We start from the raw sequence: 24,894 nt of genomic DNA, 5'->3' as shown, positions 1-24,894 counted from the left end.
GAACAGACTCAACATTTCGTTCGTTGAGGAGAACGACAGCCGATCGGAATCCTCCGGCACGGCACAATGATCTTGTTCGTTCGTCGCAAGGAAGGTGACCAGTGGACTCATTCTCCCCCACCACCAAGACCCAGGCCGCGCTGACGGCTGCGTTGCAGTCGGCGTCCGCAGCAGGCAACCCGGACATCCGTCCCGCGCACCTGCTGGTGGCGCTGCTCGACCAGACCGACGGCATCGCCGCACCGCTGCTCAAGGCCGTCGGCGTCGATCCCACCGTGGTTCGACGTGAGGCCCAGGTGATGGTGGACCGGCTGCCGCGCGCCACCGGCGCCACCACCCAGCCGCAACTCGGCCGCGAGGCGATCGCCGCGATCACCGCCGCGCAGCACCTCGCCACCGAACTCGACGACGAGTACGTCTCCACCGAGCACGTCATGGTGGGTCTCGCGTCCGGAGATTCCGATGTCGCCAAGCTCCTCGTCGGGCACGGCGCCACCCCCGAGGCGCTGCGGGACGCGTTCACCGCCGTCCGCGGCAGCGCGCGCGTCACCAGCCCGGACCCGGAGGGCAGCTATCAGGCGCTCGAGAAGTACTCGACCGACCTCACCGCGCAGGCCCGCGAGGGCAAGCTCGACCCGGTGATCGGGCGGGACACCGAGATCCGGCGCGTGGTGCAGGTGCTGAGCCGTCGCACCAAGAACAACCCGGTGCTCATCGGCGAGCCGGGCGTCGGCAAGACCGCGATCGTCGAGGGTCTCGCGCAGCGCATCGTCGCCGGGGACGTCCCGGAGTCCCTGCGCGGCAAGACCGTCATCTCGCTCGACCTCGGATCGATGGTGGCCGGTGCCAAGTACCGCGGCGAGTTCGAGGAACGGCTCAAGGCCGTGCTCGACGACATCAAGAACTCGGCCGGCCAGGTCATCACGTTCATCGACGAGCTGCACACCATCGTCGGCGCCGGTGCGACCGGCGAGTCGGCGATGGACGCCGGCAACATGATCAAGCCGATGCTCGCCCGCGGTGAGCTGCGGCTGGTCGGCGCCACCACGCTCGACGAGTACCGCCAGTACATCGAGAAGGACGCCGCGCTCGAACGACGCTTCCAGCAGGTCCTCGTGGGCGAGCCGTCGGTGGAGGACACCGTCGGCATTCTTCGCGGACTCAAGGAGCGGTACGAGGTGCACCACGGCGTGCGCATCACCGACTCGGCGCTCGTTGCCGCCGCGACCCTGTCGGACCGCTACATCACCTCGCGCTTCCTGCCGGACAAGGCCATCGACCTCGTCGACGAGGCCGCGTCGCGGCTGCGCATGGAGATCGACTCGCGGCCCGTCGAGATCGACGAGGTGGAGCGCGTCGTGCGTCGTCTCGAGATCGAGGAGATGGCGCTGACCAAGGAGACCGACGCGGCCTCCCAGGACCGGCTCGAGAAGCTGCGCGAGGAACTCGCCGACGATCGGGAGAAGCTGCGCCAGCTCACCGCCCGGTGGCAGAACGAGAAGAACGCCATCGACTCGGTGCGCGAGGTCAAGGAACAGCTCGAGGCGCTGCGCGGCGAGGAGGATCGCGCCGAACGCGACGGCGACCTCGGCAAGGTCGCCGAACTGCGGTACGGCCGGATTCCCGAGCTGGAGAAGCAACTCGAGGCCGCCGCGGCCGTGTCGGACGGGGCGTCCGACGGTGCCGTCATGCTCAAGGAGGAGGTGGGTCCCGACGACGTCGCCGACGTCGTGTCCGCGTGGACCGGCATCCCCGCCGGCCGCATGATGGAGGGCGAGACCGCCAAGCTGCTGCGCATGGAGACCGAACTCGGCAAGCGCGTGGTCGGACAGGCGGACGCGGTGCAGGCGGTGTCCGACGCGGTGCGCCGCGCCCGGGCCGGCGTCGCCGACCCCAACCGGCCCACCGGCTCGTTCCTGTTCCTCGGTCCCACCGGCGTCGGCAAGACCGAGCTCGCGAAGGCGTTGGCCGAGTTCCTGTTCGACGACGAACGCGCGATGGTGCGGATCGACATGTCCGAGTACAGCGAGAAGCACTCGGTCGCGCGGCTCGTCGGTGCGCCCCCCGGCTACGTCGGTTACGAATCGGGTGGCCAGCTCACCGAGGCGGTGCGCCGACGGCCGTACACCGTCGTGCTGTTCGACGAGGTCGAGAAGGCACACCCGGACGTGTTCGACATCCTGCTCCAGGTGCTCGACGACGGCCGGCTCACCGACGGTCAGGGCCGCACGGTCGACTTCCGGAACACGATCCTGATCCTCACCTCCAACCTGGGTGCGGGCGGCGACCGTGAGCAGGTGATGGCGGCGGTGCGTTCGGCGTTCAAGCCGGAGTTCGTCAACCGGCTCGACGACGTCGTCGTCTTCGACCCGCTGTCGGAGGAGCAGCTCGAGTCGATCGTCGACATCCAGCTGGATCAGCTGGCGGCCCGGCTCGCGGCCCGACGGCTCACGCTCGAGGTGGCGGACTCGGCCCGGTTCTGGCTCGCCGTGCGCGGCTACGACCCGCTGTACGGCGCGCGTCCGCTGCGCCGCCTCATCCAGCAGGCCATCGGCGACCAGCTGGCGAAGCTGCTGCTCGCGGGTACCGTCCGCGACGGCGACACCGTGCCGGTGACCGTCTCCGAGGACGGCGATCACCTGGTGCTCGGCTAGGCGCTGCGCGCCCGTGCGCCTTGTCGGTAGTAGCAGCTACCGACAAGGCGCACGGGCCGTCAGGCCTCGAGTTCCTTGATTCGCTCCGCGGCCTCGCGTAACCGCTTCTTGCGTGCCTCGTCCTCGGACTCCTTGAGCTCGCCGTAGAGCTCCTCGTCCGAGTCGCTGAACCCCAGGATCATCCGCGGTAGGCCGAGTGTGACGATCAGGCTGGGCCACACCACCCACGCGTAGTCCCAGTCGACGACGTTGTTCAGGATCAGGAACGCCACCAGGGTGAGGCCGAGTACGAGCCAGTCGAGCGATTCGATCCACTTGCCGCGCCGCAGCAGTGACGCGAGCTCGGTCTCCGTGCTCTGCTGCGGTGCCGGCATGGCGGCGTCGGCTGTACCGCTGACGGTGAACGGCACCTTGACGATTGCGCCGCCGTCCGCGCGCAGGGGTACGCCGCCGGGCAGATCCCGGAACGATTGCTGCACGCCGTCGAGCGTGCGTGCGTCCGCGATGCTGCCGGTGCGCTCGTAGAACTCGTCGACGTCCAATCGTCCTGCCGCGTAGTGCTCGCCGATCGCATTCAGCGCGTGCAGGCGCTCGTCGTCACTCAGTCGCAGACCACCGTCGCCGGATGTGCCGGTCACCGCCGTCACCTCCCAGTCGGACCCGAATCGTGTGGGTTCGATGGTAGCCGCCGGTCACACACCGTCTCGGGGTCGCCTACTCGGTCGTGAAACCCTTGCAGCCGGATTCGACGACCCGGTCGACGTACAGGCCTGGTCAGCCCGTGAACGGCGGGACGAAGAAGCACGGGACCGGCCGCGGATGCTCCGGGTCGAGTGCGTTGAGGACGTGCGTCGCGGCGATCGGATCCGCGGCGATGCCCGCGTGTTCGGCGTAGTCCAGTGAACAGGCGTCCTGTACGACGATGTTGGTGGCGTTCGGGGCCTCGACGAAGCCGGCCGTATACGGCACGACGGCCTCGTCGTAGCGGGTCATGATGTTGGTGTACGTCACCTGCGGGACGTAGGGCCCGCCCTCGTTCATCTTGTTCATGAAGTCGGTGCCGGCCGCCATCTGGAAGCACGCCCCGCACAGCTGCTCGACCGTCTGCGCCTGAACCTCTTGCAGTCCCAAGCGTTTGACCGTCGGAGCCAGTTGGGAGACGCCGAGGGCGTCGATGCCCTTCCACAGCGGCGCCAGCGAGACGTACTTGTCGACCTTGTCGGCACCGCCGAGGAACTTCAGGTAGTAGCTGGGCATCAGCGTGCCCTGCGAGTGCCCGACGAGGTTCACCTTCGTCGCGCCGGTCGACGCGAGCACGCGGTCGACGAAGTCGCCGAACTGCTGCGCACTCTGCTCGATCGGCAGCATCCCGCCGATCGCGCTGACCGGCCACGGCATGCCCGGCACGCCGCCGTACGTCAGGGAGAAGACGCAGTACCCCTCGTTCGCGAGCAGGGGTGCGTACTTGCCCCAGTTGGTCTGCTGTCCGCCGCCGGTGCCGTGCACCAGGATCACCGGTTCGGGGTGCTCGGCCGTCGGCTTGCACGAGAAGTCGTTGGAACCGGGCAGCGATCCGGCGGGATTGGTCAACTCCGGCAGGATGCCGGAGAAGAATCCGTCCGGCACCGGCAACGGGGGAGCGGGAGCCGCCCCGGCCGTGCCGCCGATCAGTAGTGCTCCCGAAACCGCGATTACCAGCCCTGCGAACAACTTTCGCACGTAGTGTCCCTTCGTCCGGTGTGCCGTCCCGACCGCTCGGGAACCTAACACAGGCGGTACCGCCCGTAACGTGAAAATCGTGGACTGAAACACATGTGCTCCTGTCGCCGACACCTCGCGATGCACGTCGGCCCGACACCTTCGATGAGGTGCCGGGCCGCGCATGGAGCGGTGCGACTCAGGCCTCGAGGATCGCGAAGCCCTTGTAGCCGGATTCGGCGACCTCGGTGATGATCTCGCGGTAGGCGGAGAAACCGCCGAGGAACGGCATGAACACCCGCGGACGGCCGGGGATGTTGGCGCCGAGGTACCAGGAGTTCGCGGTGTTGAGCAGGGACGCCTCGGCGCGGGTGCGGCATTCCGCGACCCAGTCGGCGACGGACTCGGGGGTGCCCTCGATGCCGGCGGCGCCGCGGTCGTCGAGGTAGGCGATGGCGTCGGCCACCCAGTCGACGTGGAGTTCGGAGTGCAGCACCATGTTCGCGAGCACCGACGGGCTGCCGGGGCCGGTGAGGTTGAAGAAGTTCGGGAAGCCGTCGATGCCGAGACCGAGGTAGGTCTGGGGGCCCGCGGCCCACTTCTCCTTCAGGCTGCGGCCGCCGCGTCCGACGATCTCGAGCTTCTCGAGCGAGCCGGTCATCGCGTCGAATCCGGTGGCGAGGACGATCGCGTCGAGGTCGTAGTGCGCGTCGGTGGTGTCGATGCCGTGCTCGTCCATGCCGACGATCGGCGCGGCCCTGAGGTTCACCAGTTCGACGTTGCCGCGGTTGTAGGTCTCGTAGTAGCCGCTGTCGGTGACGATGCGCTTGGCGCCGATCGCGTGATCGGTGGGAATCAGCAGTTCCGCGATCGCCGGATCGTCGATGACGGCGCGGACCTTCTCCTCCCAGAACTGCCGAGCGGTGTCGTTCGCGGCGAGGTCGGTGAGCTGGTCGGGGAACGTCTTGGAGTACAGGACGCCGCCGAGTTGCCAGCGCTCCTCGTAGGCGGCGCGGCGCTCCTCCTCGGACAGCTCGAGGGCGGAGTGGGGGATCGCGCGGTGCGGGGATCCGCCGCCGGACTCCCGCGACAACCGGCGACGCTCGGCGTAGGTCGCCTTCTGCTCGGCGCGGGTGGCGTCGTCGAGCGGGGCGTTGCCCGCGGGCACGGAGTAGTTCGCGGACCGCTGGAATACGAACAGGCGCTCGGCCTGCTCGGCGATGTGCGGGATCGACTGGATCCCGGACGATCCGGTGCCGATCACACCGACACGCTTGCCGGTGAAGTCGACGCCCTCGTGCGGCCAGTACGCGGTGTGGAAGACGTCGCCGGTGAACGTGTCCAGACCGGCGAAGTCGGGGGTGTTGGCGTTCGACAGCGGGCCGGCGGCGACGACGAAGAAACGGGCCGACACGACGTCGCCGCGGTCGGTGCTCACCGTCCACCGCAGCGTGTCCTCGTCGAGAACCGCTGAGGTGAGCCGGGTTTCGAACTGGATGTCACGACGGATGTCGAAACGATCCGCGACGTGGTTGATGTACCGGAGGATCTCGGGCTGGGTGGCGTACTTCTCGCTCCAGTCCCACTCCTGCTCGAGTTCGGGGGAGAAGGAGTACGAGTAGTCGACGGATTCGACGTCGCAGCGGGCGCCCGGGTAGCGATTCCAGAACCACACCCCGCCCACGCCGCTGGCGGCCTCGAACGCGCGCACCGTCAAGCCCTGCTTGCGGAGCCGGTAGACGGCGTACACGCCGGCGATGCCCGCGCCCACGACCACGGCGTCGTACGAGGCGGTGATGGGTGCCGAATCCTGTCCGTTCACTGAAGAGTCCTTCCATGAGCGCGAGGTGCCCGACCCTGAAGATGGACCAGACCCCGCGGTCCCTGCGATGAATCCACGCTATGGCGGGGTGGCATGCCTGGGCAGCGGACCATCCCGCCCAGCGGGTCGTTTCGGCGGAACAGGGACCTTCGGCGCTCGACGAAAACGGCGTCTTGCAGGGCGGATGTGTCCCGAGCCGGGGCGGGGAAGGTTCCCACCACGAGGGACGCAAGGGGGCCCTCCGCGACCTCGGTAACCTGGCGTCGTGCCTACCCCTACTCCTGACGCGACGAGCGCCCGCGTGGACAGTTGGACCTGGGCGGTGCGGCTGTTCAAGACCCGGTCCCAGGCGGCCACCGCGTGCCGGTCCGGTCATGTCCGGGTGAACGGCACACCGGCGAAGGCGTCCGTGCAGGTCAAGCCCGGCGACGAGGTGCGCGTGCGGGTCTCCGGTGTCGAGCGGATCGTCGTCGTGGTGCGGCCCATCGCGAAGCGGGTCGGCCCGCCGGTCGCCACCGAGTGCATGCAGGACAACAGCCCGCCGCCGCCCTCGCCCGAGGTGATGGCGTCGCAGCCCCGCCGCGATCGCGGTGCGGGCCGCCCCACCAAGCGCGAGCGGCGCGACCTGGAGAAACTCCGCGGGTTGTAGGCCGGATCCGCGATCCTATCGAGACCCCAGGGGCCGTTGACACCCCCGAGAAAGTGGCAGACACTTTCAAAAGGAATGAGGTGCCAATTCGGAGGTTCTCTCATGATTTCGACCTCGGGTTCTGTTTCTGCCACGTCCCGCCGCCGCTGGTGGGCCCTGACGGCGCTGTCGGTCGCGGTCTTCGCGATCGGCATCGACCTGATGGTGCTCACGGTCGCGCTGCCCACGCTCGCCCGGGACCTCGCCGCGACCACGTCGTCGCTGCAGTGGTTCTCGACGTCCTACACCCTGGTGCTCGCCGCGGCCCTGCTGCCCGCCGGCAGTTTCGGGGACCGGATCGGACGACGGAAGTTGCTGCTGATCGCGATGGCGCTGTTCGGTCTCGCGTCGCTCGCGTGCGCCTACTCACAGACCGGTGCGCAGCTGATCGGCGCCCGTGCGGTGCTCGGACTCGCCGCTGCCGCGATCATGCCGATGTCGATGGCGGTGCTGCCGATCCTGTTCCCCGACAAGGCGGAGCAGCAGCGGGCGCTGACGATCTGGGTCACCGCCACCGCGCTCGGGTTGCCGCTCGGTCCGATCCTCGGTGGGTGGCTGCTCGGGCACTTCTGGTGGGGTTCGGTGTTTCTCGTGAACGTCCCGCTGGTGTGCGTCGGCCTCGTCTCGGTCGCGCTCCTGGTGCCCGAGTCGCGCAGCAGTGCGCCCGGACGTTTCGACGTCGCCGGCGCGCTGCTCTCCTCCACCGGACTGCTGGCCCTGACCTACGGCTTCATCACCGCCGGCAGCGACGGCTGGGGTACCGACCAGGTCCTGGTGTCCCTCGGTGCGGGTGTCGTGCTGTTGGCGGCGTTCCTGTTGTGGCAGAGCCGGTCCGGGAACCCGCTCGTCGACCTCGCGCTGCTCGCCGATCGGGACTACGCGTTCGGCGCGGGGCTGACGACGCTCGTGAACTTCGTGATGTTCGGCCTGCTGTTCTCGCTGCCGCTGTATCTGGGCTCGGTGTTGGGGGCCGACGCGCTCGGTATCGGGGTGCGGTTGCTGCCGATGATCGCCGGACTGGTCCTGGGCACTCGACTCGCCGACCTGCTGGCCCGAATTCTGGGCCCGGGCACGCTCATCGCCCTCGGATTCGCGGCGCTGGTCGGAGCGTGCCTGCTCGGCACCACCATGACCGTCGACTCCGGCTACGGGCCGGCCGCGACGTGGCTGACGATCGCCGGTGTGGGGCTGGGACTGGTGATGCCCACCGCGATGGCTGCCGCGATCGGCGCGCTGTCGCCCGAACGATCCGGGGCGGGATCTGCTCTGGTGCAAGCACTTCGGCAGGCCGGCGGAACCATCGGCGTCGCCGTGCTGGGCACCGTCCTCGCCGCCGGCTATCACTCGCACCTGCCGTCCACGGCGCTGCCGGAGCCCGCGCAGTCCGCGGTCTCGGATTCGGTGAGCAGTGGTGTGGCCGTGGCCCGGTCGCTGAATCTGCCCACGCTCGAGGAGCAGGTACAGGCGGCTTTCGTGCACGGCATGGTCTCGGCGCTGTGGGTCAGTGCCGCGCTCGCGGTCGTCGGCGGGGTGATCGCGATCATCGGCCTGCCCGTGCGCCGGCGGCTCGAGACCGAGGCCGACTCGTCCGTCGATGAGGAACACTGGGCGCATGAGCACGTCGACTGAGCAGTTGGGACTGCGCGAACGGAAGAAGCTCCGGACGCGGGCCCAGATTCGCGAGCACGCGATGCGGCTGTTCACCGAACAGGGTTACGCCGCGACCACCGTCGAGCAGATCGCGGCCGCCGCGGAAGTCTCACCGAGCACGTTCTTCCGCTACTTCCCGAGCAAGGAGCAGTTGATCCTCATCGACGACCTCGATGCGCCGATCCTCGAGGCCGTCGCCGCGCAGCCGCCGGAGGTGCCCCCGCTGACTGCGTGTCGGCAGGCCTTCGAGCAGGTCCTGTCGGCGCTCTCGGCGGAGGAGCGAGAGGCGGAACGCACCCGGCAGCGGTTGCTGTTCGGTGTGCCCGAACTGCGCGCGGCGATGATCGGTGAGCTCACCCGATCGATCGGCGTCCTCGCGGACGCGATCGGTTCTCGCGTCGGCCGACCCGCCGACGAGTTCGAGGTTCGGGTTCTCGCCGGTGTCATCGCGGGCGCCGTGCTGGGCGCCGTCGGCGGTGATGCCGCAGATCCGCCGGATCTGGCCGTATTCGTGCGGGCGATCGAATTCCTCGAGCAAGGTATGCCCCTCTCGTGAGGTTTCAGACGCATCTCAGAATCCGGCTCTACCCTGAACTGTCGGCCGAAGAGAGTAGGTGTCTCGCACCATGACGAACCCCGAGGATCCGCGCGATCCCCGCACCCCGCAGGAACGCGCGTACGACCCAGCCGAACAGGCGCGGCCGTCGGACGAGACCGTCCAGTGGGCACGTACCGGCGACGACAGCACACAGCAGATTCCGCCGGTTGCCCCGGACCAGCCCACCGAGCAGTACTACACGGCCGATCCCTACCAGGCGTACGGTTCGCCGCCGCCGAATGCGACCCAGGCGTATCCCACGTACGACCCGCGCCTCGATCCGCAGGCTCCGCTGTCGAATCCGACGCAGGCGTACCCGACGTACTACGCGCAGGGCGGGTACCCGCCGCCCGGCTATCCGCCGCCCGGCCAGCCGCCGACCGGTGAGGTGCCGTCCATCGAGACCACGCCCGAGCACAAGCCCGGCCGCAGGGTGGGCCTGTGGGCGGCCGTCGGCGCCGGCGCCGTGCTGCTGGCGCTCGGCCTGGGCATCGGGTTCCTGCTGAACAGCGGCGGCCCCGACAACTCGACCACCGCCTCGGCCCCGTCGATCCGCACGTCGGCACCGACGGTGCCCGGGCAGCCACGCAGCACCGCGCCACCCACGTCGGCGCCCGACACGACGTCCCCGCTCGAGAGCATTCCCGGCGGTGTCGGCGAATTGATCGGCAAGGCGGGCACGGCGATGGGCACCATCACCGCCAACGACGGCGGCACGCTCACCGTCGACTCGATCGGCGGAACCAAGGTCACCGTGTTCACCACTGCCGACACCACGCTGATCTCCCTCACCGCGAACACCATCGCCGATCTGAAGCCCGGCGAATCGGTGCTGGTGCAGGGTGACAAGGTCGAGGGCGGCGCCGTCACCGCGAAGTTGATCATCGGCACGACACTTCCCAACTTCGGTAACTGACGCGCGGCACCGGATGCCCGGATCAGGCCCGGGAGTGGCTAGGCTGACCCTCGATGACGGCTATGTGGTTCGGATTGGCAGTGATAGCGCTCGCGGGTGCTGTCGCGCTGCTCTATGTCGATCGTTCGCGACGCGACCAGACCGGTCGAGTCCGGCAGATCTGGGCGAAGGCGCAGGGATACACGTACAACTCCTCCGACGACCATCTGCCGTCGGAGTGGCATCGTGCGGCCCTGTCCAAGCAGGAGTATCTCGGTGCGGTGGACGTCGTGCGGGGTATCCGCCGGGGTGAGCAGTTCGTGCTCTTCGACCTCGAGGACACCGCCACGATCGTCGCGGTGCACCGCGAGGTGGGCTCGGACGTCGACATCGACCTGCGTCTGAAGTCGACCCCGCCGCCGCGCGACACCGACCTGAACCTGCTCGGGGCGATCGGGCCGCGCGTGGTGTTCGCGACCGATCTCGAGATCGCGCGCCGGGTGTGCGACCAGCGCATGGTGGCGTTCACCGAGACGGTGCCGCCGCAGCTGCAGATGCTGTGGAGCGAGGGCCAGTGGACGCTGGGCTCGTTGCCGGTAGGCAGCTCCGGGCGGGACTGGGACGCGGCGATCGAGGCCGTGGCCCGGCTGTCGGGAATGCTCCGGGTGCTACCGCCCGCCACCGAACCGCCGGCCATGGAGCCCGCCGCGCACGATCCGGGTCGCCCGGTGGCGCAGGAGCCCGTCGAATAGCGGCCTCCGCCCCGTCCCAGTAGATTCCGCATCTGTGGTTGTTGTGTCGGGTGTTGTTCTTGTTCTTGTTGTGGCTGTAGTGAGTGCTGCGGTCTGGGTGACGGTCTCCGTCCGGCAGCTCCGCCGGACCGACGCCAGCGTGCGTGCGGCCCTCGGGTTGGTCCACGTCGAGCTCGATCGCCGGTACCAATACATCCCCGGCCTGGTCCTGGCCGCCGCGGAGACGGTGGGCCGTGAGCTCGTGAACACCGTGTCGGGGGCCCGCAGCCTGGCCATGCGGATCCGCGAGGAGGACCTCGACCCGCGCCGGCAGGCTGGCGCCGAGAATGCGTTGTCCGAGGCGCTGCAGTCCCTGCTCGCCACCGCCAACCGTTACCCGGCGCTGCGCAACGACTGGGCGTTCACGCGGCCGAGCCACGAGATCGAACAGACCGAGGCGCGGCTGGCCGGCGCGATCCAGGTCTACAACGACATGGCCGGACGCCTCGACCGCTCGCTCACGACGTTCCCGACAGGGCTGATCGCGCGCAGAATCGGGATCGTGGGGGCGCAGCCGTTCGAGGCGACGATCCTCGAGGTGCCCACGTCGGGAACGAAGGATGCGGACGCCGGGGACGACGGCGTCGCCGATGTCGCGGCCTGAGGGCCGCAGGCACTGTGACCGGGCCCCCTCGCTAGGCTCGACCCGACGAAATATGTCTGACTTCAAAGGTGATGGGAGCGGCCGATGACGGATCGCGACGAGCTCGCTGCGCTGGTGCGCGAGCTGGCGGTGGTGCACGGAAAGGTGACCTTGTCCTCGGGCAAGGAAGCCGACTACTACGTGGACCTGCGCCGTGCGACGCTGCACCACCGCGCCGGCCCGCTGATCGGCAAGCTGCTGCGCGAACTGGTCGCCGACTGGGACTTCGTCTCCGTCGGCGGTCTGACGATGGGCGCCGACCCGGTCGCGATGGCCGTCATGCATGCGGAGGGACGCCCGATCGACGCGTTCGTGGTCCGCAAGGCCGCCAAGGCGCACGGCATGCAGCGCCAGATCGAGGGCCCCGACGTCGTCGGCAAGCGCGTCCTGGTCGTCGAGGACACCACCACCACCGGCAATTCGCCGCTCACCGCCGTCAAGGCGCTGCGTGACGCGGGCGCCATCGTCGTGGGTGTCGCCACCGTCGTCGACCGGGCCACCGGCGCCGACGCGATCATCGCCGCCGAGGGGCTCGAGTACCGCTCGCTCCTGGGTCTCGACGACCTGGGTCTGAGCTAGTTCTGAGCTAGTACTGCAACGGCACTCGTAGCGGGCCCCCGGGCTCGGTAGTGCGGTACCCGGCAATGCACTGGCTGTTCACGTCAGGCCCCCACGGGCCGTGCCGGTGGCGGCCGACCGCCGGTGCGGGATCACGCACAGGTTTGCGCGATCCCACACCGGCGACGGTCTGGTTCAGTCGTTCTTCTCGGTCAGCTCGCTACAGCATTGCGACGACGGATCATGACGAATCCGCCCGCCCCGAGTGCCAGCACTGCGCCGGCGGCGCCGGCGACGGCCGGGTTGATCATGGGTACGGCTGCGGTCTCGGCGGCCGGGTTCTCGAGGCACAGTGGACCGCCCGCACACGAAGCGGGGACTCCGGCAGGAATGTCCGCACGCTCCGACATCACCGTGACGAGGTTGTGGTCACCCTGACTTGCGTACGGCTTGACCGCGACCGCGTAGGTCACTGTCACCGACTGGCCCGGAGCCAAGGTCCCCGCGATACCGTGCACTCCGGAGCCTGAATCAGTCACGGACAGAGCCGCATTCTCGCTCGTCGGACCGGACACCAGGTCCGCGTCGTCGAGCAGACCGGAAAGCGTCAGGGCGCGATCCACCGCAATGGGTTGCTCACCGGTGTTGGTGAACGTCGAGGTGTAGTTCACGACCTGGCCGTCGGTGACCGGACCTGATGCGTCCGAGGTGTGGGTCACCTCGAGTGCACCGGCAGAGGGAGTCTCGAGCTTCATGGAGACGTTGTCGATGTATGAATCGAACGTCGTCCCGGTCCTCAGGCCATCGAGAAAAATATTGACGCTGCGACTGCCGGGGGGTACCGGAACGGCGATGGACTGGAGAGTGAACCCGGCGGTGTTGCCACGCTCCGCCGCGGCACCGAATGGTCCCAGGATATTGAGCATGCCCGCTTGTCCGAACCTGAAGCGCAATCTCATGCTGTCGTCGGAATCTGCGGTACCACCGAAGTAGGCCGACAGCTTCACACTCACAATTCCGGCGTCGATCTGGGTCAGGGCTGCGGCCGGCAGATTGAACGTCTGTAGCGCGCTCGCTGTGGGTTGGGATCCTGCATAGGTCATGGCGTTGTTGCCTCCGTCGAATGTTCCGACCTGGGCTCCGGTGCTGTCCACCACCGTCGGCGACACACCGATGTCGGCATAAGGCGCGCCGACAATGTTCGTGTTCTTGAACCAACCCCCGCCGCCCTCGCCGTCGCCGTTGACCACCAGTTCCCCGGGGAAGGTCTCCAGGGGTACTGCGCTCGACGGGGCTGCTGTCAGCATTCCTGCCGCACCTGCTGTCACGGCAACGAGCGTCGCACCGACCATGCGCCGGACCAACGAATTCACCTTCACGAAGTTCGCTCCATTCTCATACGGCGTCATGTGCGCATGGAACGCGCTGCACTGCCACTGAATTCGACCTTCGCAGAATAGGGATCGCGCTGGCGGTGGGCGGCACGCGCAGGGTGAAGAGTGCGCGATCCCGCACCCGTCGTTCGCGTTACCGCACTACGGTGCGCCGTCCACTGGAGTCAACCGCACGACGCGGCGCGCCCACTGGACGCCCCGGCATCGACCAACCCGCCCAATCGATCACCGAACCGGACACAGACCTCCGAAAACGACACGGTCGCCGCAACCTCTCGGATCGAGAGTGTTGCGGCGACCGTGTGAACCCGAGCGTGCGAAGGGTCCCGTCAGTCGTTCAGGGTCACGGGACGAGGAAGAAGGCGCTGACCGTCCCGTAGCCCGCCTGCGGGCGGAGTTCGTTGTACCACGGGCTGACCGGGCTCACCCCCATCGTCAGCGACGCGACCCCGGAACCGGGATTGATCTCGGCCCGGACGGTCTGGCCCGAGACCGCGAGAAGTTCGACGTCCTTGACCTGCCCGGCGAGGCGTCCGAAGTTCCATCCGACGCTGACCTTCACCTTGCAGACCGGATTCTGGGCCCAGCCCGGGCCGATGCCGTTCATGCCGCGCGGCGTGAAGGCGATGGTTGCGAGTCCCCGGCGTGCGGGATCGGTCTCGACGACGGTGTCGATGAGGCCGTTGCAGAAGTCGTTCTGCCCGAGCACCGGCAGAGTGGGCCCGTTGAACGTCGCGTGCACGAGCGGCGCGGGCGCCGGTGCGGCGCTCGCGGTTCCGGCGACGCCCGTGATTGCGGCCGCCGCGACAGCCGCGGCGCCGAATGCGCGCACGGCAAAGCTACGAAGCTTCATGTGAATCCCCCGTTGTTTCGATGTGTTTCGTTCCCCCGGCTGCCGGGTCGTCCGAGACGCCGCGACAGCCTCGAGCATGCTCACACAGAACGCGTTCCGACGCCAAACCGGGTGGTGGGTGGGGAATCGGGGGAGGTCGCATATCGTGATCCGATGCCGATCCGGAAGACGCGGACGACCCTGTCCGACGGGCGCGAGCTGATCTACTTCGACGACACCGAGCCGTATGTCGGCGGGGACGCGACCCGTGAACTGCACGACGGGCGCGGCCTGACGCCGGTCACCGCGCTGTCGACGATGCGCTACGACGTGCTCTCGGGGGAGTGGGTGACGCTCGCGGCGCACCGGATGGACCGCACGTTCCTGCCGGCGGCCGACGAGTGTCCGCTGTGCCCCACCCGGCCCGGACATCCGGCGACCGAGATTCCCGCCGACGACTACGACGTCGCGGTGTTCGAGAACCGCTTCCCGTCCCTGGCACCCGGTGCGGTGCTCGACTCCGATCACGTTGACGGAGAATCGCTCTGGCCGCAGCGGCCTGCGGACGGTCGATGCGAGGTGGTCTGCTTCACCAGTGACCACGACCGTGCGTTCGCCCAGTTGCCGCTGTCCCGTGTGCGCACGGTGCTCGACGCCCTCCGGGACCGGACACGCGAACTGTCGGCGCTGCCGGGTATCGCGCAGGTCTACTGCTTCGAGAATCGCGGCGAGGAGATCGGGGTGACGCTGGCGCACCCGCACGGGCAGATCTACGCCTATCCGACGCTGCCGCCGCGCACCGCGGCGCTGCTGCGACAGGCGGAGCAGCACCGCACCCGCACGGGACGTTCGCTTCTGCGCGACGTCCTCGACGCCGAACGCCGCGCCGGCACCCGGGTGGTCGTGGAGGGGGAGCGCTGGACGGCGTACGTGCCGGCAGCCGCGCGCTGGCCGGTGGAGTTGCACGTGGCGCCGCACCGGGACGTCGCGGACCTCACTGAACTCGACGACGCCGAACTCGACGAACTCTCGCACCTGTACCTCGACCTGCTGGGCCGCCTCGACCGGTTCTTCGACGGTGTCGACCGTCTGCCGTACATCGCCGGCTGGCACCAGGCGCCGGTCGGCGAGGGGCGCGCACTGGGAAGGCTGTACCTGCAGGTCTTCTCGCTGATGCGCTCACCGCACCGGATGAAGTTCCTCGCCGGCTCCGAGTCGGGGATGGGCGCGTGGATCAGCGACACCACACCCGAACGCATCGCGGCACGATTCCGTGAGGTTGCTCCGTGACCGCCTCATGGTTCCGTGCGGAGACCGACGGCGCGCTGTCCGCGGCGGCGGGTGAGTTCTTCCGGGTCGAGTTCGGGGCAGACCCGGCCGGTGCCTGGGCGGCCCCCGGCCGGGTGAACCTGATCGGCGAGCACGTCGACTACGCGGGCGGTCTGTGCCTGCCGATCGCGCTGCCGCACAGCACGGTTGTGGCGGTTTCGCCGCGAACGGACGGGCTGATCCGGGTGCGCTCCACCGACGGCGCCGGGTGGGAGGGGCGCCTCGACGACGTCGGACCCGGCCGCCCGCACGGCTGGGCGTCGTATCCGGCCGGCGTGGTGTGGTCGCTGCACGAGAGTGGGCTGCTGCCGGACGGATTCGGCGGCGTCGACGCGGCATTCGTGTCGACGGTGCCGATCGGGGCGGGACTGTCGAGTTCGGCGGCGCTGGAGTGTTCGCTGGCGCTCGCGCTGGCACCCGACGCGGACCGCGCGGACCTGGCCGCAGTGTGCGTCCGCGCCGAGAACGACATCGCGTTGGCTCCGACGGGTGGCATGGACCAGGCGGCGTCGCTGCGGGCATCGGAAGGTCATGCGCTGCTGCTGGATTCGGATTCGGGTGCGATCTCGCACGTGCCGTTCGCGCCCGAGGGCCTGTCGCTGCTGGTCGTCGACACCCGCGCCCCGCACCGCCTCGTCGACGGGCAGTACGCGAAACGTCGGGCCGCGGTGGAGCGCGCGGCCCGACGGCTCGGAGCCCCGCTGCGTGATCTCGCCGACCGCGGCCGCGACGGCATGGACGCGGTGCGGGGGTTGAGGGACGACGTGCTGCGCCGCCGGGCGTGGCACGTGATCAGTGAGATCGCGCGCGTCCGGCTCGCCGTGGAGGCGTTGGAGTCCGGCGACTTCGCCGAGTTCGGGCGCCTGCTCTACGCGTCGCACATGTCGCTCGCCCGGGACTTCGAGGTGTCGTGCCCCGAACTCGACAACGCCGTCGAGAGCGCCATGATCGCCGGGGCGCTGGGTGCACGGATGACCGGCGGCGGGTTCGGTGGATCGGCGATCGCGCTGATGCCGACCGACCGCGTGGACGAGGCGACCGAGACGATCCTGCGCCGTGGACGGGAGCGGGGCCTGACCGAGCCGGCCTTCGCGACCGTCGCCGCGTCGTCCCCGGCGCGCCGGCTGCACTGACCTCTCGCGATTCGCGCACTTATCGGTGTTGCGAGGGCCTCCGCGGGACCGATAAGTGCGCACAACGCGGGGTGGGTTCCCGTGGATCGGGACGAGCGGGTCCGTGGGGCGGCACCGCCGCGTCATGCTCCGGGCACGACGCTGCGAGCGTGTGAAGGGACCCTTCAACTGATAGGCGGGAACGGCCAGAAGCTCAGTCCGCGTCGCCGACCGTGACGGCCGTGGCCTCCTCGATGCTGTGCGGCTCCGGATCGTGATCGTCGACGTGCGCCAACACCTTTCGTCCGGTCGACAGGACGACGATCGCGGCGACGGTAAGCAGTGCGCCGAGCCAGAACGGAGCGTGGACGTTGTGCTCGCCGAGCTTGCCGGCGACGTACGGGGCGGCGGCGCCGCCGACGAAGCGGACGAAGCTGTACGCGGCCGACGCGGTCGAACGTTCGACGGGCGCGGAGATCATGACGGTCTCGGTGATGAGGGTGTTGTTGACGCCCAGGAAGAGTCCGGCGAGGACGACGCACACGACGAGGGCCGGCTTCGAATCGGTGAACAGGCCCATCGCGGCGAGGTCGACCGCGAAGAGGGCGAGCGACGCCATCATCATCGGCAGCGTGCCGAACCGGCGCTGCAGGCGCGGTGCGAGGAACACCGACGAGATCGCCAGCATCACGCCCCAGCCGAAGAAGATGAAGCCGATCGAGTACGCGCCCATGTCCAGCGGGAACGGGGTGTACGCGAGCAGCGTGAAGAACCCGTAGTTGTAGAGCAGCGCGGTGATCGCGACCGTCAGGAGACCGCGGTGGCGAAGGGCCAGGAACGGTGCGGCCAGCGATGTCCGGTGCTGCGGCTTGGGCGCTTTCGGCAGCATCACCGAGATGAGGATGAACGCGATGGCCATCAGCGTCGCGACGCCGAAGAACGGTGCGCGCCAGCTGATGTTGCCCAGCACGCCGCCCACGAGCGGGCCGACGGCGATGCCGATGCCGAGCGCGGCCTCGTACAGGATGATCGCTTGCGCCACACCGCCACTCGCGGCCCCGACGATCGCGGCCAGCGCGGTCGCGATGAACAGCGCGTTGCCCAGGCCCCAGCCGGCGCGGAAGCCGACGATCTGGTTGATGGTGTCCGAGGCGCCGGCCGCAGCCGCGAACACCACGATGATCGCCAGGCCCCACAGCAGCGTCTTCTTGGCGCCGATGCGGCTGGAGATCACGCCGGTGAACAGCATCGCGACGCCCGTGACCAGCATGTAGCTGGTGAACAGCAGCGACACCTGCGACGGGGTCGCGTCGAGCTGTTCGGCGATGGGCTTGAGGATGGGGTCGACCAGGCCGATGCCCATGAAGGCGATGACGCTGGCGAAGGCGACGGCCCACACCGCCTTCGGTTGCTGCAGAATGCCGGGCTTCTCGGTTCCGGCGGCGACGGTCGCGGTGCTCACATGCCCCTCCTCGGGTGTGTCAGTTGTCGGTGGCGGCGGTCCGGATGATCGCCCTGAGTTCGCCGAGACCCTCGGCCAGTCGCTGCAACTGCACCGGCTCGAGGTGCGCGAAGTGCGGGGCCAGGTCGGCGGCGACGGCCCGGCGGGCCTCGGTGAGCCAGCGTCGGCCGTCGTCGGTGATGCCGACCAACACGGCGCGGCAGTCGTCGGGGTCGGGCTCCCGTGAGACCAGTCCCTCCTCGCCGAGCCGTTTGAGCAGTGCCGTGGCGGACGGTTGGGAGCAGCGGTCCAGGCGCGCGAACGTGCTGACCCGCACCGCGCCCTGTTCCTCGAGCAGTGACAGTGCCCGCATCCACGGACGCGGGTGGTCGTCGGTCGCGAGGGCCGACGCGAGGCGGGTGAAGCGGTGCGCATTGCTGACGAGATCGACGAGTAGGTCGCGAAGCTGGGGATCTGGCGAACTCACTCCAAAAGATTACATAAGCTAACTATCTATGTAAACCCTCTCGATTCGGGGTGCTCGCGCGAATCCCCGGCGACCCGCGCTGCGACATGTCCGCAGAAGCCGGCGGTGCGGCGGTACGGTCGAGCCCGAATCCGGACACGAGGGAGTGGGTATGGCGTTCGCGAGCATCAAGAAGTGGGGAATCGAGCATGCGGTGTTCGTGGGCGCCACCGCGGCCACGGTGTACGGCGCGGTGACCGGGAGCGAACGCGTCCAGCAGGTCGCCAAGCCGCTCATGGCACCGGCCCTCGCGACGCGGGTGCTGCGTCGGCGCGACGACCTGGACACCGCCGACACCGTCCTGCTCGTCGCCGGACTGGCCGCGGCCACCGTCGGCGACGTGTTCATGATCGACCCCGACGTCGACGCCCGCCTGCGTCGCGGTGCGACGTCGTTCGGCGTCATGCAGACCAGCTACTCGTCGCTGCTGCTCCGCCGCGGCGCCAGGCCTCACCGCGCCACCGCCCTGCCGCGGCTCGGGGCGTGGGCGGGGGCATCGGGACTGCTGCACGCCAAGGCACCGACGGTGGCGAAGACGCTCACCGGCTACGGATTCCTGCTCGGCACCACCGCGACGCTCGCCGCCGATCCGGCTCTCGCGCCGGGCGCCTCCGACGTCGCGGGGCTGCCGGTGCCGAACCGTCGCGATCGACGCAGCTGGCTCGGCCTCGGTGGGCTGCTGTTCACCGGCTCCGACGGCCTGATCGTGGTGCGGAAGCTGTTCCTGCGCGGCGAGAAGCCGCGTGCCGTCGCGGAAGGCGCCATCCTCGCGTCGTATGCCGCGGCCCAGCTGTTGCTCGTCGAGGGGATGATCGAGCTCGGGCGTCGCGCCACGGCGCGGAACCGCTAGGGGCAGATCAGGATGCGGTCACGGTTGCGCGGATCGACGCGGATCGAGATGGTCTCGCCCGCGACGAACCGGTCCCGGTTCTCCGGGAGCACCTCGTAGAGGACCTTGCCGGTGTACGACTCCGATCCGGGCACCGTCAGCGCCAGATCCAGCTCGGTGAGTTCGCCGTTGTCGGCGGTGCGCCGGATGGGCTGGGCATGCTTGATCTTCGCCCAGCCCTCGAGGCCGTGCCGGGCGAGTCTGCGCTCGGAACGCGTGGGGCGGTCGGCCCACATCATGCCCAGCCCCAGCGCCGAGCCGTAGGCCGCGAGGAGCCCGCCGACCTGGTACGGGATGGTCCCGGGAGCGGTGTGATCGATCAGCCATCCCAGCCAGATCGACAGGACGATAACGTAGCTGACGCTGATGAAGCAGACGGTGCGAACAATGCGTGGGTGGTTCATGGCCTTCTTCGTCCGGGGGCCGACGCCGGAAGTCGACCGCGCGAACGTCACTCTCTCCGATCGCCTCCAGCCTATCCATCCGGCGCCTAGCCTGTCGGCATGCCTCCCACATCACGACGCACCGTGTTCATCACCGGCGCGGCCGCTGGCATCGGCCGCGCGACGGCCCTGAAGTTCGCCGACTCCGGTTATGTCGTCGGCGCCTACGACATCGACGAGGACGGTCTCGAGTCGCTCCGCGCGGAGATCGCCGGCCGTGGTGGACGAGCGCGGACCGGTGTCCTCGACGTCACCGCTCCGGACGAGTGGAAGGACCGTCTGGCCGAGTTCACGTCCGACGACAGGCGGCTCGACATCCTCGTCAACAACGCCGGAGTGCTGTCGTCGGGGCGCTTCCAGGACATTCCCACCGAGGCGCACCGTCGGATGATCGACATCAACGTCGGCGGCACCGTGAACGGGACGCTCGCGGCGTTCGAGTACCTGAAGGAGACGCCGGGCGCCCAGGTGGTGAACCTGTGTTCGGCGTCGGCCATCTACGGTCAGCCCGAACTGGCGACCTACAGTGCCACCAAGTTCGCGGTACGCGGTCTCACCGAAGCGCTCGACCTGGAATGGCGCGCCCACGACATCCGGGTGATCGACATGTGGCCGTTGTTCGTCGGGACGGGGATGGTGCGCGGAATGTCCATCGGCAGTACCCGATCGCTCGGTGTCCGACTCAACGCGGAGGAGGTCGCCGACGCGATCTTCGACGCGACACGGGGCCGCCGTCGCCTGCTGCCCAAGGTGCATTATCCCGTCGGCCGGCAGGCGAAGGTGATGTCGGCGGCCGCGCAGTTCTCCCCGCAGTGGCTCACCCGGATGACGAACCGGCTGCTCACCCGCAGTTGAGAACAGTCGCCCGGGGCGGCGACTAGAGTTCGATGTCGGTCGATCGGTCGGGAATTCGTCAGGAGTGCACTGTGCGTCGGGTATCGCTGCTGGGTGTGGGGGCCTGCGCCGCCGTGGCCGCGGTTCTGACTCTGAGCGGGTGCGGCGGATCGCCGGACACCCCGGCGCAGGCCGAGGCGACCAGCACCGCCGTGGCGCCGACCACGACGACGACCGCCCCTGCGCCCACCACGACGACGGTGCCGGTCACCACGACGACGGAGAGCACCACGACGTCCGCGGCGGCCACCACGACGCTCACCGACGTGCAGTTCCAGCGCAACGAGTCGTATTTCTTCACCTCGCCCGACGGCACTTTCAGCTGCGGCATCGTGAGGCTGCCGAGCCGCACCGAGGCGGGCTGCGAGGGGCCGACGAGCCCGATCCCGCCCCGGCCCGACGACTGCATCGTCAGCTGGGGCAACGGGATCCGCGTCGAGAACGTCGGTCGTGGCGGGTTCATGTGCTCGGGCGGACGGGTCTACACGTCCGGGGCGGGCGCCGATCCGGTGCTGGCGCCCGGCGTCGAACTAGCCCAGCTCGGCTTCACGTGCACGACCACGGCGACCTCGGTGACATGCACCAATGACGAGACCGGCCACGGCTTCACCGTCGCCCCCGATTCGAACGAGACGTTTTGAGCACTGACGACACGAAACCGACCGCCGTCACCGACGAGGCCGACGCACCCGGCCCCACCGAATGGGGTGAGCATCCGTACGGCGTCGGCCCGTGGCTCGAGGAGCACGGGGCGCCGCTGCCCGACGATCCGCGGTACGACCCGCAACTGCTGGCCGAGGGGGACCGCCGCAATGTCGTCGATGCCTACCGCTACTGGACGCGGGAGGCCATCGTCGCCGACATCGACGTCCGGCGGCATCCGCTGCACGTCGCGATCGAGAACTTCGCGCACGACGCCAACATCGGCACCGTCGTGCGGACCGCGAACGCGTTCGCGGCGGCGGCCGTGCACATCGTCGGCCGACGACGCTGGAACCGGCGCGGCGCCATGGTCACCGACCGCTATCAGCACCTGGTGCACCATGCCGACCTGGACGAACTCGCCGTGTTCGCAAGGGACAACGGGCTGACGGTCGTCGCGGTCGACAACACTCCCGGCTCGGTCCCGATCGAGACGGTGGAGCTGCCACGCGACTGCCTGCTGTTGTTCGGGCAGGAGGGCCCCGGCGTCACCGAACAGGGGCACGCGGTGGCGTCGATGACGGTGTCGATCGCGCAGTTCGGGTCCACCCGCAGCATCAACGCGGGCGTCGCGGCGGGCATCGCGATGCACACCTGGATACGTCAGCACGCGAATCTCGGCCGCGCCTGGTAGCGGAAGTGTCCACGTCCGGGCAAGATCGGTAGGCATGCAGCGCGAATGGTCCGCTCGTGCGGACGCCGCGGAGAACGCGGTGATCACTCGGCACATTCGCCGCGTCTGGGGGATACCGGGTACTGCACTCGCAGTTGTCGCGTGGCCCGCGGTGCGGCGGGAACGAGTGTTCGTGCACTGGCACTACTGGTGGCAGGCACACCTCATCAACTGCACCGTCGACGCCGCCGAACGAAATCCCACCACGCGACGTCGGCGCCGGTTGACGAGACTCATTCGCGGTCACCGCATCCGGAACTTCTCCGGGTGGACCAACAGCTACTACGACGACATGGCGTGGCTCGGGCTCGCACTCGAGCGTGCCCAGCGGATGCAGCTGATCGACAATCGCAAGGCCCTGGCAACGCTCGAATCGCAGCTGTTCGACGCCTGGTCGCCCGACGAGGGCGGCGGTATCCCGTGGCGCAAGCACTCGGATTTCTTCAACACTCCCGCGAACGGCCCGGCCGGGTTGATGCTCGCCCGGAGCGGTCGGTTGTGGCGGGCGCAGGCGATGGCCGATTGGATCGACGACACGCTCCGGGATCCGGAGACGGGTCTGATCTTCGACGGAATCCGCAGCGACGGGACGATCGAGCGCAACATCTACTCGTACTGCCAGGGGACGGTGCTCAGCCTCGAGACGGAGCTCGCGGTCCGCATGGGCTCGCCACGTCATCGGCTGCGGGTGCATCGGTTGGTCGACGCCATCGACGAGCGGCTCACCAAGGGTGGTGTCATCCGCGGCGGGGGCGGCGGCGACGGCGGATTGTTCAACGGGCTCCTCGCCCGGTATCTGGCACTGGTCGCGCTCATGCTGCCGGGGGACGCCCCGGAGGACCTGCGGGCGCGGCGCATCGCGGCGCAGCTGGTGCTCGGTTCGGCCGAGGCCGCGTGGGAGAACCGACTGCAGGTCGAGGAGCTGCCCCTGTTCGGCAAGGACTGGAGCCAGCCCGCGTTGCTGCCGGGGCTGGGAGCGGGAATCGCGACCGTCTCCGCTGGATCGGTGCACTCGTCCGACATCGCGGAACGGGATTTCTCGGTGCAGCTCAGCGGGTGGCTGCTGATGGAGTCGGCCTATCTGGTCTCGGCGGCGGGATATCCGAAACGGCGGTGACGGCCGGTCAGTCGTGCACCTCGTCGACGAGCACGTCCTCGGCGGGCTTGGACATCTCGCGTCGGTACCCCCACACGCCCAGCCCGGTGGCGATCACCAGCAGGGCCACCATGGTGCCGAGCACGACCGGCATCAGCCACGGCACGCGCTCGAGCACGGAACCGAAGTAGTAGCCGAGGAGCAGCAGCACCGGCGCCCAGATGACCGCGCCGATGCTGCTGGCCGTGGTGTAGCGGCGATGGTCCATGTTCGCCGCGCCGGCGACCATCGGACACAGCGTGCGGACCCACGGGATCCAGCGCGCCACCAGCACCGCCCAGAACCCGTGCCGGTCCAGCAGGACGTTGACCTTGTGCAGGTTCTTCGCGTTGACGTACTTGCCGTTGCGCCGGGCCACGAGGTGATGGCCGCTGCGTTTGCCGATCGCGTAGCCCACCTGGTTGCCGGCGATCGCGGCACCCATCGCACCGACGGACAGCGCCCACGTGTGCTGGGCGCCGGACCCGTGCGTGGCCAGCACGATGCCGGCGGTGACCAGCATGGAGTCGCCGGGCAGGAACAGCCCGACGAGGAGAGCGCATTCGAGGAAGACGAAGGTGAGTACGACGATCCACACCAGTGCGGGACCGGCGGATTCGAGCGGTCCGAATGATCCGGCCGCAGTGATCATCGTCAAACGGTCGGGTCTTGGGGAGCGCTGACCCGATCGGGCTCGGTGGCGGTCTCGGCGGGCCGGGACTTACGGGACGAGAAGAAGCGCTTGCCGATCTCGACGATGATCGGGATGACCGACACGAGGACGATTCCGATGAAGATGTAGTCGATGTTGTCGGCGATGAACTGGAACTGTCCGAGCCAGAAGCCGAGGAGGGTGACGCCCGCGCCCCACACGATGCCGCCGACGATGTTGTACGTGATGAACGTCGAGTACTTCATCTTCGAGGCGCCGGCGACCAGCGGTGCGAACGTGCGCACGATCGGCACGAAGCGGGCCAGGAAGATCGTGATCGGGCCGTGCTTCTCGAAGAACGCGTGGGACTCGTCGATGTAGCTCTTCTTGAAGAACTTCGCGTCGTCGGACTTGAAGAGGGCCGCGCCGCCCTTCGTGCCGATGAAGTACCCCACCTGGTCGCCGAGGATGGCGGCGATGGGAATGGTCACCATCAGCACCCACAGCGGGGCGAACGGCTCGACCTCGGCGGACTTCGACGCCGCGATGAGGCCCGCGGTGAAGAGCAGCGAATCGCCCGGCAGCAGCGGGAACAGCAGGCCGGACTCGATGAAGACGACCAGCAGGAGGCCGACCAGCATCCAGGTGCCGAACGAGTTCAACAGGTTGACGGGATCGAGGAATCCCGGCAGCAATGCCAGATTCGTGGTCACGGACTCCGAGGCTGCCAGCACATTCACGCGCACAAGACTACCGGCGGCCGCTGAGAGCGCGCTGAGTCGACCGTGCCCGGCGAGCCGACACCGAGCCGACACCAGGGGAGGCGCTTACGCGCCAGGGTTGCCATACTGCATAGACCACCGGCGCGCCGTCAC

Annotated in this window: 25 protein-coding genes; 15 read left to right on the top strand and 10 right to left on the bottom strand. The window is 68.9% G+C overall.

From position 1 onward, the window contains the following. The first annotated feature begins 101 nt into the window (after positions 1-101). Complete coding sequence (gene clpB / locus HUN07_RS22715) at positions 102-2,654, top strand: ATP-dependent chaperone ClpB (RefSeq protein ID WP_174913026.1); 2,553 nt, start codon at positions 102-104, stop codon at positions 2,652-2,654. Positions 2,655-2,713: 59 nt separating this feature from the next. On the opposite strand, the gene HUN07_RS22710 is transcribed toward clpB, so the two are convergent. From HUN07_RS22710 to HUN07_RS22700, 3 genes are all read right to left on the bottom strand, one after another. Then, complete coding sequence (locus tag HUN07_RS22710; RefSeq protein WP_174913023.1) at positions 2,714-3,292, bottom strand: DUF1707 SHOCT-like domain-containing protein; 579 nt, start codon at positions 3,290-3,292, stop codon at positions 2,714-2,716. A 136-nt stretch (positions 3,293-3,428) separates the two neighbouring features. Next, the gene (locus HUN07_RS22705; protein ID WP_114721576.1) at positions 3,429-4,373 is read right to left on the bottom strand and encodes an esterase/lipase family protein; all 945 of its coding nucleotides are present in this window, start codon (positions 4,371-4,373) and stop codon (positions 3,429-3,431) included. Between the two features lie 178 nt (positions 4,374-4,551). After that, positions 4,552-6,174, bottom strand: a complete 1,623-nt coding sequence (locus HUN07_RS22700; protein WP_174913021.1) for a flavin-containing monooxygenase — start codon at positions 6,172-6,174, stop codon at positions 4,552-4,554. A 265-nt stretch (positions 6,175-6,439) separates the two neighbouring features. On the opposite strand from HUN07_RS22700, the gene HUN07_RS22695 reads away from it, so the two are divergent. The 7 genes from HUN07_RS22695 (at position 6,440) to pyrE (ending at position 12,018) form a co-directional block, all read left to right on the top strand. After that, positions 6,440-6,823, top strand: a complete 384-nt coding sequence (locus tag HUN07_RS22695) for an RNA-binding S4 domain-containing protein (protein ID WP_174913018.1) — start codon at positions 6,440-6,442, stop codon at positions 6,821-6,823. A gap of 102 nt (positions 6,824-6,925) precedes the next feature. Next, positions 6,926-8,491, top strand: a complete 1,566-nt coding sequence (locus HUN07_RS22690) for a DHA2 family efflux MFS transporter permease subunit (RefSeq protein WP_174913016.1) — start codon at positions 6,926-6,928, stop codon at positions 8,489-8,491. Then, positions 8,475-9,068 (top strand): TetR family transcriptional regulator, encoded by a 594-nt coding sequence (locus tag HUN07_RS22685; RefSeq protein WP_254622639.1) that lies wholly within the window; start codon positions 8,475-8,477, stop codon positions 9,066-9,068. Before HUN07_RS22690 ends, HUN07_RS22685 begins: the two co-directional genes overlap by 17 nt. 70 nt (positions 9,069-9,138) lie before the next feature. Further along, positions 9,139-10,026: a DUF5666 domain-containing protein gene (locus HUN07_RS22680; protein ID WP_174913013.1), complete on the top strand. Its 888-nt coding sequence runs from the start codon at positions 9,139-9,141 to the stop codon at positions 10,024-10,026. A 53-nt stretch (positions 10,027-10,079) separates the two neighbouring features. Beyond that, positions 10,080-10,757 (top strand): hypothetical protein, encoded by a 678-nt coding sequence (locus HUN07_RS22675; protein ID WP_174913010.1) that lies wholly within the window; start codon positions 10,080-10,082, stop codon positions 10,755-10,757. A 79-nt stretch (positions 10,758-10,836) separates the two neighbouring features. Then, positions 10,837-11,400, top strand: coding sequence for a LemA family protein (locus tag HUN07_RS22670; RefSeq protein WP_254622638.1), 564 nt, complete (start codon positions 10,837-10,839; stop codon positions 11,398-11,400). Between the two features lie 84 nt (positions 11,401-11,484). Continuing rightward, positions 11,485-12,018: an orotate phosphoribosyltransferase gene (gene pyrE / locus HUN07_RS22665; protein ID WP_114721592.1), complete on the top strand. Its 534-nt coding sequence runs from the start codon at positions 11,485-11,487 to the stop codon at positions 12,016-12,018. Positions 12,019-12,209: 191 nt separating this feature from the next. Here the strand turns inward: pyrE and HUN07_RS22660 are convergent, their stop codons facing one another. Together HUN07_RS22660 and HUN07_RS22655 are read right to left on the bottom strand one after the other, a co-directional pair. Then, positions 12,210-13,376, bottom strand: a complete 1,167-nt coding sequence (locus HUN07_RS22660; RefSeq protein WP_174913007.1) for a DUF7927 domain-containing protein — start codon at positions 13,374-13,376, stop codon at positions 12,210-12,212. Positions 13,377-13,734: 358 nt separating this feature from the next. Next, positions 13,735-14,244, bottom strand: coding sequence for a hypothetical protein (locus HUN07_RS22655; RefSeq protein WP_174913004.1), 510 nt, complete (start codon positions 14,242-14,244; stop codon positions 13,735-13,737). A 153-nt stretch (positions 14,245-14,397) separates the two neighbouring features. Here HUN07_RS22655 and galT point away from each other — a divergent pair, with 153 nt between their 5' ends. Further along, complete coding sequence (gene galT / locus HUN07_RS22650; RefSeq protein ID WP_174913001.1) at positions 14,398-15,513, top strand: galactose-1-phosphate uridylyltransferase; 1,116 nt, start codon at positions 14,398-14,400, stop codon at positions 15,511-15,513. Further along, on the top strand, positions 15,510-16,685 hold the full coding sequence (gene galK, locus HUN07_RS22645) for a galactokinase (protein ID WP_174912999.1): 1,176 nt from the start codon (positions 15,510-15,512) through the stop codon (positions 16,683-16,685). Before galT ends, galK begins: the two co-directional genes overlap by 4 nt. A gap of 193 nt (positions 16,686-16,878) precedes the next feature. On the opposite strand, the gene HUN07_RS22640 is transcribed toward galK, so the two are convergent. Further along, on the bottom strand, positions 16,879-18,126 hold the full coding sequence (locus HUN07_RS22640) for an MFS transporter (protein ID WP_114721602.1): 1,248 nt from the start codon (positions 18,124-18,126) through the stop codon (positions 16,879-16,881). A gap of 19 nt (positions 18,127-18,145) precedes the next feature. Then, complete coding sequence (locus HUN07_RS22635) at positions 18,146-18,592, bottom strand: MarR family winged helix-turn-helix transcriptional regulator (RefSeq protein ID WP_114721604.1); 447 nt, start codon at positions 18,590-18,592, stop codon at positions 18,146-18,148. Positions 18,593-18,743: 151 nt separating this feature from the next. Between HUN07_RS22635 and HUN07_RS22630 the strand changes: the two genes are divergently transcribed. After that, positions 18,744-19,481 carry a lysoplasmalogenase family protein gene (locus HUN07_RS22630; protein WP_174912996.1) on the top strand — a complete coding sequence of 246 codons (738 nt, stop codon included), beginning with the start codon at positions 18,744-18,746 and terminating at the stop codon, positions 19,479-19,481. Here the strand turns inward: HUN07_RS22630 and HUN07_RS22625 are convergent. Next, entirely contained in the window at positions 19,478-19,924 is a 447-nt protein-coding gene (locus tag HUN07_RS22625; protein ID WP_174912993.1) for a hypothetical protein, read from the bottom strand. The genes HUN07_RS22630 and HUN07_RS22625 overlap by 4 nt on opposite strands. A gap of 99 nt (positions 19,925-20,023) precedes the next feature. Here HUN07_RS22625 and HUN07_RS22620 point away from each other — a divergent pair, with 99 nt between their 5' ends. From HUN07_RS22620 to HUN07_RS22605, 4 genes are read left to right on the top strand one after another with little or no spacing between them, the layout of a single operon-like run. Beyond that, positions 20,024-20,818 (top strand): SDR family oxidoreductase, encoded by a 795-nt coding sequence (locus tag HUN07_RS22620; RefSeq protein WP_174912990.1) that lies wholly within the window; start codon positions 20,024-20,026, stop codon positions 20,816-20,818. A gap of 32 nt (positions 20,819-20,850) precedes the next feature. Beyond that, complete coding sequence (locus HUN07_RS22615; protein ID WP_174912987.1) at positions 20,851-21,498, top strand: DUF6636 domain-containing protein; 648 nt, start codon at positions 20,851-20,853, stop codon at positions 21,496-21,498. After that, positions 21,495-22,193 (top strand): TrmH family RNA methyltransferase, encoded by a 699-nt coding sequence (locus tag HUN07_RS22610; protein ID WP_174912984.1) that lies wholly within the window; start codon positions 21,495-21,497, stop codon positions 22,191-22,193. Before HUN07_RS22615 ends, HUN07_RS22610 begins: the two co-directional genes overlap by 4 nt. A 34-nt stretch (positions 22,194-22,227) precedes the next feature. Then, positions 22,228-23,349 (top strand): glycoside hydrolase family 76 protein, encoded by a 1,122-nt coding sequence (locus HUN07_RS22605; protein ID WP_174912981.1) that lies wholly within the window; start codon positions 22,228-22,230, stop codon positions 23,347-23,349. A 7-nt stretch (positions 23,350-23,356) separates the two neighbouring features. Here the strand turns inward: HUN07_RS22605 and HUN07_RS22600 are convergent, their stop codons facing one another. After that, positions 23,357-24,019 (bottom strand): DedA family protein, encoded by a 663-nt coding sequence (locus tag HUN07_RS22600; protein WP_114721614.1) that lies wholly within the window; start codon positions 24,017-24,019, stop codon positions 23,357-23,359. 2 nt (positions 24,020-24,021) lie between these two features. Next, entirely contained in the window at positions 24,022-24,753 is a 732-nt protein-coding gene (locus HUN07_RS22595; protein ID WP_429516178.1) for a VTT domain-containing protein, read from the bottom strand. Between the last annotated feature and the right edge of the window lie 141 nt (positions 24,754-24,894).

The organism is Rhodococcus sp. W8901 (genome assembly GCF_013348805.1).
Taxonomy (GTDB): Bacteria; Actinomycetota; Actinomycetes; order Mycobacteriales; family Mycobacteriaceae; genus Prescottella.
Note: the sequence above shows the minus strand (reverse complement) of the source record. Positions and strands in the feature narration are given on the sequence as shown.